We start from the raw sequence: 16,572 nt of genomic DNA, 5'->3' as shown, positions 1-16,572 counted from the left end.
GTTGTTGTTTTCTACTTTACGCTATAGTATATGAATTTATCCGAAAAAGACCAGCTCTATAACTGGCATCCGTATACACAACACCAAACGGTAGGTTTGTTACCCGCCATTGTCAAAGGACAAGGGGCTGTGCTGTGGGATGAACATGGAAAAGAATATTTGGATGCCATTGCTTCTTGGTGGGTGAATCCGTATGGGCATTCCAATCCGGTGATGGCGGAGGCGATTTACAAACAATTGACCACACTCGAACACGTTTTGTTTGGCGGTTTTACCAATAAACCTGCCGTAGAATTGGCCGAGAAGTTAATTTCACTTTTGCCTTCCAATCAAAAAAAGCTTTTCTTTTCCGATAACGGTTCGACCGCTGTGGAGGTAGCACTTAAAGCGGCTATGCAGTTTTTTTATAATAAAAAGGAGGTTAGACGCCGTATTCTCGCTTTTGACGATGCCTTTCATGGAGACACTTTTGGGGCAATGGCCTCGAGTGGAATCACTTTTTTTACCGAAGCATTTCAGGGTTCACTCGTTGATGTATACCGTATTCCCGTGCCGGTGGAAGGGCAAGAAGTTCATGCCTTACAAGTGTTGGAAGAGCAATTACAAACGGGTGAATATGCGGCATTTATCTTCGAACCCTTATGCCAAGGGGCTGCTGGGATGGTTATGTATTCAGCCCAAGTTTTGGATAAAATGATCCTGTTGTGTCGCAAATATGGTGTCTTTACGATTGCCGATGAAGTGATGACCGGTTTTGGGAAAACGGGTAAGAACTTTGCCTGTGATTATTTGACAGAACATCCCGATATGCTTTGTTTGTCTAAAGCCTTAACGGGAGGAACGATTCCGATGGCCATTACGTCGTTTACCCAAGAAATCTTCGACGGTTTTTTAGATACTGATGTGAATAAAGCCTTGTTTCACGGACATACGTTCACAGCGAATCCCACGGGTTGTGCGGCTGCATTAGCCAGTATCGAATTGCTAGAATCTGTGGAGATGCAAGCCAATATACAACGGATTCATCATAAACATATGGTTTTCGCTAAAAAAATGAACGCACATCCGCGGGTAAAAACGACACGCGTTTTGGGGGTGATTTTTGCGTTGGAAATTTTGCGTGAAGGCGTGGAAAGTTATTACGGTACTTTTCGAAACCGCTTGTATCAATTCTTTATTGCAAACGGGGTGATTTTGCGTCCCGTTGGAAATATCATCTATATTTTACCGCCGTATATTATGACGGATGCACAATTGGAAAAAGTGTATGAAGTAGTAGAAGCGGCTTTAGAAATCGACTAACTTTACAGCCTTAAAATTTTCATTTGAAACATCGCATTTCCATAAACGCTATAGCTACTGTTTCGCCCTTGGGGTCGAACCCCAATGCCATTCGTGAGGCCTATTCTTCAAAAGCCACGGCGATTCAAAAAAAGTGTTTTGGAACCCAAGAATACTGGGTTGCTCCTTTAATGGAAACCGATCAAACACGTTTAGCGGTCATTCGTCGTTCGGACTCCAAGTATAAAAACTTAGATCCTTCAGTGATTATGGGTTTGGATGTGAGTCGGAGGGTTCTAACTCAAGCGGGTTGGCAAAAAGGCGATGCGATAGGAATCAATATTGGTTCGTCACGTGGTGCCACGCATTTATGGGAGCAATTTCACCGCGAATTTATCGCGACTGGTAAAACGGCGACCTTGAGTTCGCCCACCACCACTTTGGGAAATCTCTCGAGTTGGGTTGCCCATGATTTAAAATCGGCCGGACCCGAAATTTCCCATTCCATCACCTGTTCCACAGCGTTGCACGCCCTTTTGAATGCGGTGGCATGGTTGGAAGCCGGTATGGCGGATAAATTTATTGTGGGTGGAAGCGAGGCGCCTTTGACCCCTTTTACATTAGCGCAAATGCAAGCGTTAAAAATCTATTCGCGCGAAACGAAAGGGTATCCGTGTAAGACCATGGATTTGGATAAACTTCGCAATACGATGGTGTTGGGTGAGGGAGCTGGGGTAGTGGCGTTGGGGCGAGACAAGGTCAATGCTTTGGCGTACATCACTGGAGTGGGCTACGCTACCGACGAATTGGAACATAACATTTCCATATCGGATGAGGCCATTTGTTTCCAAAAATCGATGAAAATGGCCATAGGGGATTTATCCTTGGCTGAAATTGACGCCATCGTGATGCATGCGCCTGGGACGGTCAAAGGCGATTTGTCCGAATATAAAGCGATTCAAAAAGTATTTGGTGAAAATGTACCGATGTTGACCACAAACAAGTGGAAAATGGGTCATACCTTTGGAGCTTCGGGAATTTTCAGCTTGGAATTGGCCCTTTTGATGCTTCAAGAGCAAACTTTTTTTGGCACTCCTTTCAGTAAAATTTTTACAGCAAAAAAACCCATACAACATATTCTGATTAATGCGGTTGGGTTTGGGGGTAATGCGGTGACGATTCGCATTTCTAAATAAAAAAACCGCCTCGCTAGAGACGGCTCTTTTTTGGTTAATAAAAAGCCCAATTTTTAATTAACGTATTATTTTTTCTGTGACTACACTTTCGTCAGATAAGGTAATGCGAACTATGTAAATCTGATTCGAAAAGGGAAGGAATTCCGACTGGAATGCAGTGCGGTTAATTCCCTTTTGGCTGAACACTTTTTTTCCTAATAAATCAAACATCTCAATGTTTGCAATGGATTCCCGTGAACTCGTAATGTGTAATTTTCCCTCTTTTATAAAGGCCATTACGGTATTGTCAAGCGTGAAATTTCCTGTTTGTAATGCATTTCCATTGGTAAAACGTAACTCAAAACGGTTGTTATTCGTTCCCGCTTGAGCGATGGTAAACGTAAAGGCACCCGCTTTTAAATCATGATAGGTTTGCGTGGTTGCGTCGTATAAGTATACATTTTGATTTTGAAACAAGCCGTCGAAATTGCTCAAACGAATTTGAAACGTTCCCGTAAGGGTCGATTGGAATCCTAGTAGCACTCGATCATCATCTTGGAAAGGAAGCGCTCGCCCCTGTATCGCCAACTCCGTAGCATTCAACAAGGAGTAAAACGAGATTACGTTCCCCGCAGGAAGGGTTCTTCCATCATATTTAGAGTCCATACCTTGGGTAGCCCCTGTGATATACCCTACTAAGAGTTCACTGTAAGCTCCTTGGGAATTGCTCAAGGTTAACCATACCCGGTGTTTTTCCAAAACGGTACTCTGTGTAGTTACTCCTGATGTTCTAAAAAACTGATTGTTTTCACCCTTGATACGCATGCTGTTGTTAAAGCGCGCAGTGTAGGTTCCAGCCGTTAGTACGTTATTGGCTTCGATAAAAAATCCTTGTCCTGAGGCAATTCTGCCATTTGGGGGAGTACCTCCAGTAATCGATGGATTTGCGGTTTGAACGCCACCGGTTAAGTTGTATTTAGCATAGTCGTCACTCGTATACACATAGATATTGGTTCCACTTACATTGGCAATAGCTGTGTTGTGTGTCCAAAGATAAATGGTTCCATTTACAATAGGGTCGTTGGCAGGATCCATCAAAAAGGCATCAATATCTATTGCTGAAGGGTAAGGATTTCCTATTAAGTTAAACGTTGTGCCCGTTCCTTTCACGATGGTCGTGGGAACAATTCCATTGGTGGGCGTTCCGTTGAGGGATACACCAAAAATTTGGGGGGTGTTGAAGTTAAGCGTGTTTGGAGCTCGGAAAATAAACCCTCTTCCTGAAGTCATTACTGTGTTTACATTTTCCAAATTCCAATTGTTAATGTTTGGATTAAAGGAGTAAAACATAGATTGGGGCGCCAGTTGCCCTAATGTTGTGCTTTGAATGGGACTCGAAAAGTAGGTGTAATCAAATTGTTTTAGCGGAGTGGTGTTTCGTTTGAAGGTAATCGAGCCTGAATTGATAGCGGCATCGTTTACTTGTACCAAGCTTCCATTGTTTTCTACGATAAGTCCGCCCGTAGCATTTACTTCAATTTCCTGTTGTGTTCGAAGTGTTCGTCCTGCGGGAATGGTCAAGGTGGCATTGGCACCTATTTGACAAGAGCAAGCCTCCAAATCGGAAGTCAACGTATAGTTTGAGGCAATGAGTATCGGTGTTTTTTCGGTTGGGGTTCCATTCCATGTGCCATTGTAAACAACGGTGTCTGGAACTACAATTGCAAGGGGAGCTGTGTTGGCTGCCAAACAATTTCCATTTTGAACCACGGCACGGAAATAGCGTGTGGTGGCGAATGTGCCAATTTGTGCAGTGGATAAACTAGTATTCGAGACTGCAATGTCGGTTACACCAGTAGTAAATGCGGCATCAAAGGCATATTGCCATTTGACTACCGAACCCGTGTTACCTGTTAAGGTAATTTCAGAAACAGTAGCGTTTTTACAAATGGTTGTTGTAGGAGACGAAAGATTTCCGGCTACCGTGGTGGAGTGGATTGTAACTGTGGTAGTGGCCGCAGTAGTAGTTACCCAACAAATGCTGTCGACTCTTCTAGTCCAGTACGTCGTAGTTGTTGTGGGCGAAATTGTGAGCGTGGCACTCGTTGCGCCTGCAATAATGTTTGAACCTACGATAGTTCCAGTTCCCCATTGAAAAGCACCCGTGGTTCCCATTATTCCTCCAGTAGCCGTTAGTGTAGTTGAAGTGCCTTCACAAAGAACAGTAGTTCCTGTAATGGCCGTTGGAGCTGTGGAGGGGATATTCGTATTGGTAAAGGTAACGCTGATGTTGGAGAGTCCCCCGTTTTCGCGGTTACGAATTTCAACCGTAGAGGTAGAGTCTAAGTAGTAGGTTCCAATAATTACATTAAAGTTTCCATTACCACTCCAGGAATTAGCCGACCAAACGAGCGTGTTATTGATGTATAATTGCGCTACATCATCCCAGTTTTGCATGGCTACCGTATAGTTTCCACAAGGAAATCCGCGGCGTTTTGCAGTAAAAGTGTGGTTTTCGGCGGGAATAGGACAGCCGTTCCAACCTGAAGCGCTAGAAGGCGAAGTATTGTTTGCCCAACTATTGGTTCCGGTTTGAGTGTTGAAATTTAATGTATTGGTGGTGTAAAATCCGAGGTAAGTAGTAGTTCCTAAAGTAATATCGGCGCCTGAGTAGCCATAGACATTCCATGTGTTGGCTCCAAAAAGAGCTGGATTTCCCGGTGCTACTGCTGTGGGAAGTGTGAATGTAATCCCTGCGGTAAAGGCATTACACGAAGGATCGAAGCGACGAACCCAGTAGGTTGTTGTAGTGCTAGGGCTTACGGTAATACTTGCGCCCGTTTGTCCACTGATAACATTTGACCCGATGGTTGTTCCCGTTCCCCACTGAAAGGTTGACCCCGAGAGGGCTGTTCCTCCTGAAGCGGTCAAGGTTACGCTGTTTCCGGGACAGATAGAAGTTGTTGAAGGAGTTATGGTTGTTGGTGCTGTCGAACTTGGATTAACATTAACCGTAGTTGTAATGTGTCCCGAGTTGTTTGCTGGACAAGGCGCTGGATCTACACGACGAACCCAATAGCCTGTTTGCGACGTTGGACTTACGGTGATTGAACTTCCTGTTGCGCCCGCGATGACATTGACACCAGCATTATACCCCGTCCCCCATTCATAAACGGCTCCCGTTCCATGGGTGCCCCCAGAAACAGTGAGCGTTGTGCTTTGTCCTGCACAAAGGGTTGTCGTGCCGCTGATAGTGGAGGGTATGGTTGAAGGAGTGTTTACGGAAATAGTGGTGCTAACACCAGAAGTGACTACAGCACAAGGCGCTGGATCGATGCGACGAACCCAATAGGTAGTAGTAGCTGTTGGATTCACATAAAGTGAGTTTCCGGAGGTGGTTGTAATGATGTTTGTGCCCACAGCGCCCGTACCCCATTGAAAAACGGCTCCAGATCCATGCGTTCCTCCTTGGGCAACCAATGCTGTTCCGCCTGCATTTTGACATAAGGCAGTTGGGGCATTAATAGCGGTTGGTGCTGTTGAGCTTGCGCAGGTGTTAAACGAATAACTTACTCTTGAAAGTCCAAATTTTTCATAATATTCTAAGACAATATTTACAGGACCATCCAAATAGACAACAGCACTTGTAGTTGTTCCATACGAGCGGTCACTCCAATGATTGATAATAAACGTTGTTCCACCATCCAAACTCAAACGGTATCCATCGTCGCCACCAACTGTGAAGGTATAGTTGCCAGGAGCGAAAGTCCGTTGCATACGCATGCGAATGGCGAAGGTGTCACTATAAATTCCACAAATGTTAGGTCCAGAAAGAGAACCACTGGCCAAATCATTATTAAAGGTTTCGGGTAAGGTAAAAAAACCACGGTACGTAGCAAACGGATTTGCGGGTGGATTTCCTATGTCAGTGTAAGAATACACATACGCTCTCCATGAACCTGAACCATATATGGCCGGATTTCCTGGAGGTGTTGGGCATTGAGCAACAAGATTAAAGTTTAAAAAAAGAGTTAAGAATAATGACCAAAGCGATAAGTCTGTTTGAATTCCTTTTGTTTTCATGAGTGTTTAAAGCATTTTTGATTTTGACGTACTTTTTAAAAAGTCGACCAAAACTAGACATAGTATCGACGAAATGCACAAAATAATCGACGAAATGCATACGTACTTCAAAACAACGAAAACGTTTTCGTGGTTATAAAATTGACGTAATGATTTGAAAATGAAATAAAAATAAACTTTAAGGCATAAAATTATTAAGGCATAAAAGCCAAGTAAAAACTTACAAGTGAAGTTGTAGGAAAATTAAACATTCTGCTCGTGAAGCCAATCCATAATTCGAGAATGTTCCCATCCTTTTCGTGCTAGGAAATCACAAAATTTCTTTTTTTTCTTCAATAAGTTTGTCTCACGGATAGATTCCCAATTTTGAGAAGCTAATTGTTCGAAAGTACTTTCGTAGGTTTCGGAGGGAATTGTTTTAAGTGCTTTTTGTATTAATAGTTCGTTTACTTGGCGACTTTTTAATTCATTTTTGATACGTATTTTTCCCCATTTTTTTTGGTGAAATTTACTTTGTGCAAAAACCAACGCAAAGCGTTCTTCATTCAAGAAGTTTTTTTGAATCAAGGCCACTATAATTTCGTCTTTTTCCTGTGATAAAAGGGTGAATTCTTGAAGCTTTTGCCATACCTCTGCGTGGCACCGTTCTTGATAGGCGCAGTAGTATTCGAGTTTGGCCAATACGTCTTGAACGGAAAGTCCTGATTTTGAGTGCAAAGCCACGTAAAGTAACAATTGATTTGTTGATAAATTAGTAATACAAAGCTATTGAAATCCTGTGAATTAGGCGTAGTTTTGTAAGTTGGAAAAAGATAAAAAAATGATTTGTCAAAAAGTGACTTTAAAGAGCTTTAAAATTTTATTGGTTTTGTTGTTTTTGAGTATGAATACTTGGGGGCAATCTCTATTTACTAATCCAATTACAGGTACAAATCCTAATACAACAAATCCCTATACAACTGGTCAAGTCATAGATCCAAATATAACTGTTAGTGGTATTGGCAGAGGTTCAGGTATAGCTGGTTCAAATGCTAATAATAGGTATAATGCATCTGGATTTAATTCAGCACTACTAGATTCGAATGATTATTTTGAATTTGTTTTAACTCCAGCTTCAAGTTATAGGATTGATTTTGTGAGTTTTGTTTATACTGGCCAGGCTTCAGGAACAGGTCCAATATCTTATTCATTCCGATCAAGTATTGACGGTTTTTCATCAGATATAGGGGTTGCAACTGTTGCTGGAACAACAATTTCACTTGCAGCCGCTGGGTTTCAAAATATTACTACTCCTATAACATTTAGGTTTTATGCTTGGGGCGCAAGTGCTGCGGGTGGTACATTTAGTATAAACGATTTCACTTTTAATGGTACAGTAACACTAGCTTGCACCCCACCCGCCAACCCAACAGGCTCTATTACAGGAACCACGCCTGCGTGTTCGACGACTACCTTAACCTACACAGGAACTGCTACGGCACCGGTAGTCAATTATTGGCAAACAACACCAACAGGCACTTCCACAGCAAACAATGCGGCAACACCTTTGAACGTAACCACTAGCGGAACGTATTATGTGCGTGCGTTTAATTCCGCTACATCTTGTTGGTCCACTGGAAATGTAGCTTCCGCTGCCATTACCATAGTTCCTGCGGTAAATATTACTACACAGCCCGCCAGTCAAACCGTTCAATCGTTAACCAATACGGTGTTTACGGTTGCTGCTTCCAATGCCGTTTCGTATCAATGGCAAGTGTCAACCGACGGGGGAACCACTTGGACGAATTTAACCAATGTGCTTCCCTATGCTAATGTGACCAATCCTACCCTGAATATTAATGCTACTCCATCTTCATTGAATGGGTATCGCTATCGTTGTGTGGTAACAGGAACGGCGCCCTGTGCTGCTGTTAATTCTAATGCAGCCATACTAACTGTAGCCACACCAATCGTAGCTTTAGCCAATATGGGAACACAAGTTCCGGCAGCCTTTGTTTCTCAAGGCACGGTGGATCATGTTTTACACCGTTTTCAACTTACCGTAAGCAGTTCCAATGCGACGCTTAACGGACTTCAAGCGATTCCTATTACAGGGACATACGCTGCTGCCGATATTGTGAATCTTAAAGTTCGCTACTCCTTGGATAACGTTTTGGATGCAGGCGATGCAACTTTATGTACCTTGACTGCTCCTGGAGTGGCAGGAAATAAAAACTTTACACCCTTTACGTCAACCGTAATCAATGCAGGAACAGTTGGCTATTTATTTATTACCGCTGATTTTTCAGCAACAGCTACTCTTGGGAATACCATTGGAGTGAATGGATTTACTAATGTGGGGGCGAACTTGATTTTCTTCGGAGGTGTCGCGCGAAGTGGCAATACAACCAATAGCGGTTTGCAAACCATTGCCCCTTCCGCACCCAATCTTCCTGCCACTTTTTCACGGGGTTGTTCAAGCAATACGACTCAAGTCTTGAATTGGTCAGCCCCGCTAACCGGTCCTTTCGATGGGTATATGATCGTTGCACGACAAGGGGGATTAAATCCCCACGCTGTGACTAGTTTAGTGGCCTCAACACAACCCTTCAACACCGATTTTTCGTTGGCACCCACCTATGGTAGCACGGCACCACTTTCGCGCGTCGTCTATATCGGCACTGGGACTACAGCCACGATTACTGGGTTGACACCGGGGGCTACGTATGTTTATGAAATTTATACGTACCGAAATAATGGACCAACCAACACTGTTTTTTCAACGAGTCCACGTTCGCTCACCCAAATAGCGGCTTTAAGTAATGTCAATAACGCTATCGCAACACCAGGAAACACCACGGGATTAATCGGTTGGGCCAATCCCAATGCGCTTTGTTTTGACCAAGTTTTGGTAGTGGTGACCGCTGCTTCTGGCATTACATTTGCCCCAAATGGCGATGGAAGTGCCTACACGGCCAACCCAGCTTTTGCAGCGTTCAATCAAGTAGTGTATGCCTCCAGCGGAAACAATGTAAACATTACAGGGTTAACTAATGGAGTGACGTATTATATCGAGATATTTGTGCGTAGTGGTGCCGATTGGAGTTCGGGTATTGAAGTCACTTGCACGCCCCAGAATATAGTGCCCACTGTTTTTAAAACAGGTGATTTATTGTTGATTGCCTACAATAACAATGCAGCAGGAGGTGACGATGATATTCGCTTAGTTACCTTGGTAGATGTTAACCCAGGGACAAGTTTTTTATGGACTAACGGAACGTATGAAACAGGCGGTTCTCCTGCAGCAAATGTTCGAACCAATAAATGGTTTGAATGTCGTGCGGATATTACACCTACTGGAAATGTACCCTATTTAGAATTTACTTATAATGGGTCAACTGCTATTCCAGCGGGTTCTGTTTTTTGTATTACTACTGACAATGGAGGTACAGCAACCACAATTTCCTGTGTTTCACCTTTAGGAGTTTCTTTATCTCCGTTTAGCGTTTCAGGTAAATCAGCGGATGGCAATAATTTACTAAGTCATACTTTTGTCAATGTTTCAACTTCAAATCCTGATTCCATGTTTTTGATGCAGGGCTATTTCAATTATAATGTTACAGGTTCTACATTTACCGGTACGGTACTTTCAGGAGTTCAAGATGGTGGGCTATGGTATTCTTTGGCCGATGATTTGAGTGGAGTAGTTTCGCCATCGGCTAATCTAAGAAGGTCGAGAAAACATCCGGCATTAGAGTGTGCATCATTACAAGCCAACACCAGTACTGGAACCTATGCACGAAGTTATACTGTTTCACCAGCAGCTACTTATACTATCGGAAATCGCGCTTATTTGATTGGAAATATTGTGAATTATACTGCCAATTGGACCAATACTTTTGGGACTTGTCCGTCTCCCTCTCCCTTTGTGATTACTGCTTCAGATCCTTTCAATAAATGGACAGGAGCATTGAATACCAACTGGTTTGACTGTAATAATTGGGCACTTTTGACGGTTCCCGATGAGTTAACCGATGTTGTGATTGATGCTACTGCAGGAAATGATGCTATTATTGATTATACTGCTCCCAATTCGGATACTTTTTCTGATATCGCCAAGTGTAAAGATTTGACCATTTCAGGGCGTCGTATCCAACTGCAAGGAAATGCTTTAAATCGACTAGAGGTTTATGGAAATCATAGTCTTTCAGGCGCTGGGATTTTGGATATGGATGACAGTAATTCGAGTACCACAGATGGGAATTTAATCCTTTATGGTAATTGGACCAATGCGGCTTCAGCGGCACAATTTCAAGAAGGAAACGGAACGGTTCGTTTTGTGGGAAGTGCTCCGCAAATTATCAACGGGAATGTACATGCCAATGTTGAACAGTTTTATAATGTAGTGTTGGACAATGATTTTAATACGAATACCTCCAATAATTTATTCGCCCAAGGAAACCTAGAAGTGAAGTTGAATAAAATTCTGACCATCGGTGCTAATGATTATGTTTTTGCGTTTAATAAACTAACGTTAGACGGAATTTTAAACCTCAACAATACAGGGCAACTGATTCAAATCAATGAGACAGATACCAACAATGGAGATTATTCAGGGACAAAATTCCGAATGGATCGTACCACTTTAGCCCGTAATTTTGATTATGTGTATTGGAGTGCTCCAACGGAGAATGTAGCCGTAAATTCCTTACCCAATGCGTTGCGTTACGAATGGAATCCAACCTTTGCAAATACCAATGGAACATTTGGAAATTGGGTAGGAGCTGCGGGAACGATGGTGCGTGGAAAAGGCTACATCGCTCGTGCGTCCAATGGTGCTGCAACGGCAGTTCCTTTAACGGCTACCTTTACCGGAAAACCACATAACGGACAGTTTATATCTCCTATTTCACGTGGAAACTATGATGGTGCCGATTTCGATGCAGATCTCACGAATCCCGATAATTTTGACACTACCCGTTTTGATGACAATTGGAATTTAGTTGGAAATCCATACCCTTCAGCGATTGATGCAGAAGAGTTTTTGGTCTTGAATCAGACGAAAATTGAGGGTTCAATTTGGGTTTGGAAACACGGTTTGGCGCCAACCTCGACAACCAGTCCGTTTTATAACAATTTCCAATACAATTATTGGGCTTCAGACTATATCAAGTATAACGGTTTGGGTTCGACCGAGCCCGATTCTTTTGCTGGAAAAATTGGAGCAGGGCAAGGATTTATGGTCAATATGTTGCATACAGCATCTACGCCGAATACCCTTGCTTTCGAAAATAGTCTTCGCGCCGATGCCTTGTTGATGCCGTATGACAACACTGATTTTTATCGAAATGCACAATGGTTTTCCAATCAGAAACACCGAATTTGGCTGGATATCGTCAATACAACCAACGGAAATTCAGAACGTACCTTGGTAGGGTATGCAAGTCAAGCCACCAACGGTCGGGACCATTTGTATGATTGTATTCACAAAATAACAGGCGAATTAAGTATCTACTCTATATTGCAAAATGAACCCTATTCTATTCAAGGAAAAGGGCTGCCTTTTACAGGAAATGACCGCATTCCACTTGGAGTTTACGTTAACACAGCTGGAACGTATGCGATTGCGTTATATAAAACGGATGGATTGTTTGCGGGGCAGCAACCTATTTATTTGGAAGATAAGGTTGCCGGGGTATTTCATAATTTGAAAAATAGTCCTTACACGGTAACATTACCTAAAGGGGAATTAAACACTCGTTTTGAATTACGTTATGCGATTCCAGGAAACCCTAATCTAAATATCGATTCTTTGGCGTATGAGGCGACAATAAAGGTAGTAGCGCAACAAAGAGTTGTTTCAGTGCAAGCCGAAGAGACTATTAAAGAGGTTATGGTTTATGATTTACAAGGGCGATTACTAACTCATTTAACAGCGGTTCATGATGTAAAAGCGCAAACCAGTCCAATTGAAGTCGAACAACAAGCGTTGATAGTCAAAGTCGTATTGGAAACCGGCGCTGTAATTACGCAAAAGGTAGTATTATAAATTTATACTATAGAAACAAAAAGTCCCGAGTTTATCGGGACTTTTTTTGTTATTTACCTTTGATAGAAGCTTTAACGTTGCGTTCTATATTATGTCCTGGACGCGACCATTTCGGTTTTTCACCCAGCGTTTGATATTGCGAATCTTCTGCTTCTACGGTCTGTGGTTGCATAAGTTTGATAAACGGTTTTTGGGGTTGTAATCCGAGGGTTTCAAACATTTTCATGTCCTCATTAACATCCGGATTGGGTGTAGTCAATAATTTATCTCCCGCGAAAATTGAGTTCGCACCCGCAAAGAAGCACATGGCCTGACCCTCACGTGACATTTCAGTTCGTCCCGCCGATAAGCGTACTTGCGTTTCAGGCATGACAATACGTGTAGTGGCTACCATACGAATCATTTCCCAAATTTCTACTGGTTTTTGATCTTCCAAAGGCGTTCCTTCTACAGCGACAAGCACATTGATTGGCACGGATTCAGGTTGCGGATTCAAACGAGCAAGTGCCACCAACATACCCGCTCGGTCTTCTACACTTTCGCCCATTCCAATAATACCGCCACTGCAAACCGTTACGTTGGTTTTTCGTACGTTTTCAATCGTTTTCAATCGGTCTTCAAAGCCTCGTGTCGAAATGACTTCTTTATAATATTCTTCAGAGGTGTCTAAATTATGGTTGTAGGCATAGAGTCCGGCTTCCGCCAAACGCAATGCTTGATTTTCCGTAAGCATTCCCAAGGTACAACACACTTCCATGTCCAATTTATTGATGGTACGCACCATTTCCAATACTTGGTCAAATTCGGCACCGTCTTTCACATTACGCCAAGCGGCTCCCATGCAAACACGAGAAGAGCCCGCGGCTTTTGCACGAAGGGCTTGCGCTTTTACTTGAGTGACGCTCATCAAATCATTTCCTTCAATATCGGTATGATACCGCGCTGCTTGGGGGCAATAGCCACAATCTTCAGGGCAACCACCCGTTTTTATGGATAATAAGGTTGAAACTTGAACCACATTAGGATCGTGATGTTTGCGATGCACGGTGGCCGCTTCATACATCAAATCCATGAAAGGTTTATGGTAAATGGCCAAAATTTCTTCTTTGGTCCAATTGTGTCTTATTTCACTCATAGCATGACGGAATTAGAATTCAAAAGTAACGATTTCCCTTCATTGGGCAATAGCTATTTCGGAAGGTTTTGGAAGTACGCAATAGCCTGCTCTTTGTCGTTGATAATCTGATTTTTAAGTGCGTCTAGCGATTCGAAACGTTGTTCTTCTCGGAGGAATTTTAGAAATTCCAACGAAAGTTTGGCATCGTATATTTCTTGGGAAAAATCAAAAAGATGTACTTCGATGGTACGAGTAGCGCCCGAAACGGTAGGTCGATTACCAATATTTAAAACGCCCGAATAGCAACGGTTGTCATAAGAGACGCGCACTACATAAACTCCATTTTTTGGAATAAGTTTTTCTTCACAACAAGGCTGTAAATTGGCTGTAGGAAATCCCAAGGTGCGACCTAACTGTTGACCTTTCACTACGGTGCCAGAAAGGGTGTATGGATGACCCAAGTAGTCTTGGGCAGCACTACAATTGCCAGTTTCCAATGCTTTGCGAATCTTGGTGGAGCTAATCGTAATTGCATTGACTTCTTCTGCTGTAATTTGGACTACTTCAAAACCGAATTCCGCTCCAAATCGAGTTAAATCATCAATATTTGCCGTTCGATTTTTTCCAAAACGATGGTCGTACCCGATGACAATTTTTTTGAGATTAAATTTTTTGACCAAAATATCAGTAACAAATTCCTCGGCAGTTAATTGTGAGAACGCTTTGTCAAAGGGATGAATAACGAGATGGTCTATCCCCGCATTACTAATCAAGTTCGACTTTTCATCGATGCAACTGAGTAAGTGCATGGGAGTATCTGTTTGTAACACCGATCGCGGATGCGGATGGAAGGTAAGTACGACACTCTCCAAATCCATAATTTTTGCAGCTTCTGTTATTTTATTTAGAATCTTAGTATGGCCCAAATGTACTCCATCAAAAGTACCCAGTGTAAGCACTGTGCCTATGGTTTTGGGAAAATCAGCGATGTTGGAATAGGTTTTCAAGTGCTATAAAATCGGGACAAAGGTAGTTGATTTTTACGTTTAACAACTAAAACCCGTTGAATTCACATTTGGAATATCAAATTCGCAAAAAATCGTTTATATTTGTTAGCTATTATAACCAATCTATTTAAAATGAAAAAAATTTTATTACTTTCTATTTTTTTCCTTGGCTTAGCGGGAATGAATGCGCAAACTGGTCGTTATTGGTCAGCAGCGGAACCCCGTAAGGATTTAGAACGAGCTAAAGGAACATTCAGAAGTACATTTCCTACGCAGTATGATTTGTATACGCTGAATTTTGACCAATTAAAAAACAGATTGATGACGATTGTCGATCAACCTGGTGCCACTTGTGTAATTACACTTCCTAATTCACAAGGGAAATTAGAAGATTTTGTGGTGAATGAAGCGTCCAACTTTGAGGCTGATTTGCAAGCACAATTTCCAGATATCCGTGCTTTTTCAGGTAAAAGTACCGTTGACCCAACAGCCTACATGAAATTGAGTATTGGTATAAGAGGTATAAAAACGGTTGTATTTAGAGCAGGAACAACCAGTGAATTTATGGAGCCTTTTTCAGCCGATGGAACGATTTATGTTGTTTATAATAAAGCCAATAACGGTCCGAAACCCGCTTGGAAATGTGATGTGTTGGAAGATGAATTTGGTGGTTTAGCCAATCCTTCCAATAGAAATTCTGGAGGGAATGTTGTGTTGGCCAGCAATGGTGTTTTGAAAACAATGCGATTGGCACAATCGTGTACAGCAGAGTACTCCAATTATTTTGGAGCGACTAGTGCGGCTCAAGTTAACTTGGTTATTGACGCCTTTAATGAAACCATGTCGCGCGCCAACGGATGTTATGAAAAAGATTTAGGCGTTCACCTTAATATTATTACTGAATCAACAAATGTAATTTTCTACAACGCCGCTACCGATCCTTATTCTGCAGCAGCAGCAGGTTCTGCAGGGGCTTGGAATGCTGAATTACAAAACACGTTGAGTACGCGATTGACAGGTACGGGTACGACATTGGCAGCCAACAATGCGGCGTATGATATCGGACACTTATTCGGAGCTTCCGGAGGTGGAGGGAATGCAGGCTGTATTGGTTGCGTTTGTACCGATGACACTGCGAGTACTACCGACCGAAACAAAGGAAGTGGATATACGTCTCCAGGTGATGGTATTCCAGAAGGAGATACATTTGATATCGACTATGTAGTACACGAAGTAGGTCACCAATTAGGCGCAAACCACACCTTTACGCATGCGAATGAAGGTTCTGGAGTAAATGTTGAAGTGGGTTCTGGTGTTACCATCATGGGTTATGCTGGAATCACGAATTTTAATGCGGCAACCAATTCTATAGATTCCTATCACGCACTATCTATTTCACAGATTCAAAGCAATTTGAATAACAAAACTTGTCCAGTGTCTGTCCCTCTTGCAGGAGTTAATGCAACACCAACTGCCAATTCTGGCGGTAATTTTACAATCCCAAGAAGTACTCCTTTTATGTTAATCGGTTCAGGAACTGATGCCGATGGGGATGCATTAACGTACAGTTGGGAGCAGGTTAATGTGGATACCGCAGGAGCTTTTACGAATGCAAATAGTGTTGCTTCAGTTGGTAAGACAGGAGGGCCAAATTGGATTTCCTATTCTCCTTCTACTTCACCCATCCGTTATTGTCCTGTACTTCCCACAGTTTTTGCGGGTGCTCAAACTACTGCTGGAAGTGCAGGTATCAATGTTGAAGCATTGAGTTCTGTTGGTCGAAACTTAGTTTTTCGTTTAACAGTAAGAGATAATGCCACTTATGTTCCAAATGTAAAAGTTGGTCAAACAAACATTGCCAATGCAACTATTACCGTGGAT

General features: G+C 42.5%; 8 protein-coding genes. 4 read left to right on the top strand and 4 right to left on the bottom strand.

Translation table 11 applies throughout. The annotated features are described in order from the left end of the window. Positions 1–30 precede the first annotated feature (30 nt). Positions 31–1,302 carry an adenosylmethionine--8-amino-7-oxononanoate transaminase gene (bioA, locus tag Q0037_RS02905; protein WP_297515198.1) on the top strand — a complete coding sequence of 424 codons (1,272 nt, stop codon included), beginning with the start codon at positions 31–33 and terminating at the stop codon, positions 1,300–1,302. A gap of 23 nt (positions 1,303–1,325) precedes the next feature. Then, complete coding sequence (locus Q0037_RS02900) at positions 1,326–2,477, top strand: beta-ketoacyl synthase N-terminal-like domain-containing protein (RefSeq protein WP_297515195.1); 1,152 nt, start codon at positions 1,326–1,328, stop codon at positions 2,475–2,477. Positions 2,478–2,534: 57 nt separating this feature from the next. Here the strand turns inward: Q0037_RS02900 and Q0037_RS02895 are convergent, their stop codons facing one another. Further along, positions 2,535–6,539, bottom strand: coding sequence for a hypothetical protein (locus Q0037_RS02895; protein WP_297515191.1), 4,005 nt, complete (start codon positions 6,537–6,539; stop codon positions 2,535–2,537). A 243-nt stretch (positions 6,540–6,782) separates the two neighbouring features. Further along, positions 6,783–7,262, bottom strand: a complete 480-nt coding sequence (locus tag Q0037_RS02890; RefSeq protein WP_297515187.1) for a RecX family transcriptional regulator — start codon at positions 7,260–7,262, stop codon at positions 6,783–6,785. A 97-nt stretch (positions 7,263–7,359) separates the two neighbouring features. Here Q0037_RS02890 and Q0037_RS02885 point away from each other — a divergent pair, with 97 nt between their 5' ends. Beyond that, positions 7,360–12,567 (top strand): hypothetical protein, encoded by a 5,208-nt coding sequence (locus Q0037_RS02885; RefSeq protein ID WP_297515184.1) that lies wholly within the window; start codon positions 7,360–7,362, stop codon positions 12,565–12,567. 49 nt (positions 12,568–12,616) lie between these two features. Here Q0037_RS02885 and bioB read toward each other — a convergent pair whose 3' ends face one another. After that, positions 12,617–13,702 carry a biotin synthase BioB gene (gene bioB / locus Q0037_RS02880; protein WP_297515180.1) on the bottom strand — a complete coding sequence of 362 codons (1,086 nt, stop codon included), beginning with the start codon at positions 13,700–13,702 and terminating at the stop codon, positions 12,617–12,619. Positions 13,703–13,755: 53 nt separating this feature from the next. Beyond that, positions 13,756–14,691, bottom strand: a complete 936-nt coding sequence (locus tag Q0037_RS02875) for a bifunctional riboflavin kinase/FAD synthetase (RefSeq protein ID WP_297515176.1) — start codon at positions 14,689–14,691, stop codon at positions 13,756–13,758. 132 nt (positions 14,692–14,823) lie between these two features. Between Q0037_RS02875 and Q0037_RS02870 the strand changes: the two genes are divergently transcribed. After that, positions 14,824–16,572: reprolysin-like metallopeptidase (locus Q0037_RS02870; RefSeq protein ID WP_297515173.1), on the top strand; the 1,749-nt coding region annotated here is incomplete at its 3' end.

Source organism: Flavobacterium sp., from assembly GCF_027482425.1.
Taxonomy (GTDB): domain Bacteria; phylum Bacteroidota; class Bacteroidia; order Flavobacteriales; family Flavobacteriaceae; genus Flavobacterium.
The sequence above is the reverse complement of the archived record's forward strand: the minus strand, read 5'-3'. Positions and strand labels throughout refer to the sequence as shown.

What these genes read in the sequence shown, in the direction of transcription:
- bioB (WP_297515180.1), bottom strand. Translation starts at nt 13,702, where the DNA reads ATGAGTGAAATAAGACACAATTGGACCAAAGAAGAAATTTTGGCCATT.
- Q0037_RS02885 (WP_297515184.1), top strand. Translation starts at nt 7,360, where the DNA reads ATGATTTGTCAAAAAGTGACTTTAAAGAGCTTTAAAATTTTATTGGTT.
- Q0037_RS02895 (WP_297515191.1), bottom strand. Translation starts at nt 6,539, where the DNA reads ATGAAAACAAAAGGAATTCAAACAGACTTATCGCTTTGGTCATTATTC.
- bioA (WP_297515198.1), top strand. Translation starts at nt 31, where the DNA reads ATGAATTTATCCGAAAAAGACCAGCTCTATAACTGGCATCCGTATACA.